This is a genomic window from Salinivibrio sp. MA607, assembly GCF_001996245.1.
GTDB classification, from domain to species: Bacteria; Pseudomonadota; Gammaproteobacteria; order Enterobacterales; family Vibrionaceae; genus Salinivibrio; species Salinivibrio costicola.
In genome coordinates this window covers 1-1,590 of record NZ_MUFJ01000064.1, presented here as the reverse complement: position 1 = coordinate 1,590, position 1,590 = coordinate 1, and the positions used below count along the sequence as shown (strand labels likewise).

Below are 1,590 nucleotides of genomic sequence, written 5' to 3'. Positions count from 1 at the left end.
GTCGTGCCAACGGTGTGGAGCCCTATGCCTACCTGCGTCATGTACTGACAGAGCTACCTCAGAGAGAAGAGGGCTGTGATGTCAGCGATCTATTGCCCTATAACAAAGCGCCCATTCAATCACCAGGCGGGTAGAAATACCCGCTTACGGAATATCGAATAGCGTCTCTGTATTCAATGACTGTACAAACTCGATGAAACCGAGGTTTAACAGTGCGTCAGGCAGAGGCACCGATCTGGCCGAAGAGCTAGTCTTTAATGCCTTGCCGTCCTCTTCATTTACAGAGACATACCAAATGCCTTCGTGTTGTCTGATGTCTGAAGGTCTCAACTGGACGATTTCATTCATACGCAGACCACAACAAAGTGCTATTCGTACAATCCAGTAGTGCTCTGTGCCTTTGGTCAACTGAAGCAACCTGTCGAGCATCTCTGGTGGGTATGGTCTCCGAGCGTCCTTGTCCGCGACTCTTTTCTTGAGCCTCACGTTCTCTGCAGGGTTGAATGTGATATACCGTTCTTGCACAGCAAACTTAAACATTGCAGAAATCGCTTCTAAGCGCTGATTGATGCTCGTGATAGAAAGCGGGGGAAGGTGCTTCAATTGCCCGCTACTCACCACAGCAATAAGCTCAGGAGTCGTGAGATTCTTGGTCTCCTTTAACTTGGCTGAGTTACTTGGCGTGTCTATCAGTACATCCCTCAGCTTTCTTATGTCTGCTGTCGAGACCTCTTTAACAGGATAGTCTGCTCCCATAAGACCAATAAGGAACTCAGTAGATACTTGATAGCGTTGCTTGAGCTTATCACTCATTGGCTTACCAGTTGCTGCCATTTCTGTTTTCTTGTTGTCTAAGAACTCTTCAGCAACGCGTTCAAGTGTTGGATCTTTTTCTATCTTAGGTATCGGTCTGATGACGGTCTTGATTTCGCTCGAGAAGCTATTGTTCGAGTCTAGAAGAGTCTTTGTCTGTGCTTGTAGGTGCTGGGCGAACTCTATGAATACGCGCGCTTGCTGTGATTCTGTGAGCGCGTTGTACTGGCTGATGGTTCGGTCAGGGATTGCTCCCTCGAAAATACGTTGTACGCGAGGGGCATCAGCTAGCTTTAGACTATCGTGAAGCATGCCTGCTGCATGTTCCTGAACGACGTCTAGACTTGCTTCTATTCCGTTCCGTATACCCTCAACATCAACAGAGGCAGTCAGCGTGTTGTCTTGCTTGTGTTTTACCCACGTATTGGCAGCTTCAATGGCGATATTTTGAAGGTCGGCCAACTCAGTTTTCTTCTCTGGAACTAAGTAGCCGTCGAGTTCCGCAAACTCTTTCATCAAACGACCAGCCTCGATGGTGGCTAGTTGTTTCGCCCGTGTCTTGTCCGAGGTCTTCAAAGAGAAGCGAATGAGACGCTTGCCATAGTGGTCAACTAGATGGCTAGGAACTCGCTTTTGGAAGTAATAAACGTTGCTGTTTTTTCGTTTGTATATGTGTAAATCGTCGCCTTTGTAGCTCAGCTTTGTATCACACATACTCTATCTAACTATCGTCGCCTTTGTAGCTCAGCTTTGTATCACACATACTCTATCTAACTA

2 protein-coding genes are annotated in these 1,590 nt (G+C 47.1%); one reads left to right on the top strand and one right to left on the bottom strand.

The annotated features are described in order from the left end of the window. A partial coding sequence (locus BZG81_RS15395) for a transposase domain-containing protein (RefSeq protein WP_131826445.1) occupies positions 1-134 on the top strand: 134 nt, incomplete at its 5' end. 10 nt (positions 135-144) lie between these two features. Here the strand turns inward: BZG81_RS15395 and BZG81_RS15390 are convergent. Further along, positions 145-1,527, bottom strand: a complete 1,383-nt coding sequence (locus BZG81_RS15390) for a DUF6538 domain-containing protein (RefSeq protein ID WP_077677818.1) — start codon at positions 1,525-1,527, stop codon at positions 145-147. Between the last annotated feature and the right edge of the window lie 63 nt (positions 1,528-1,590).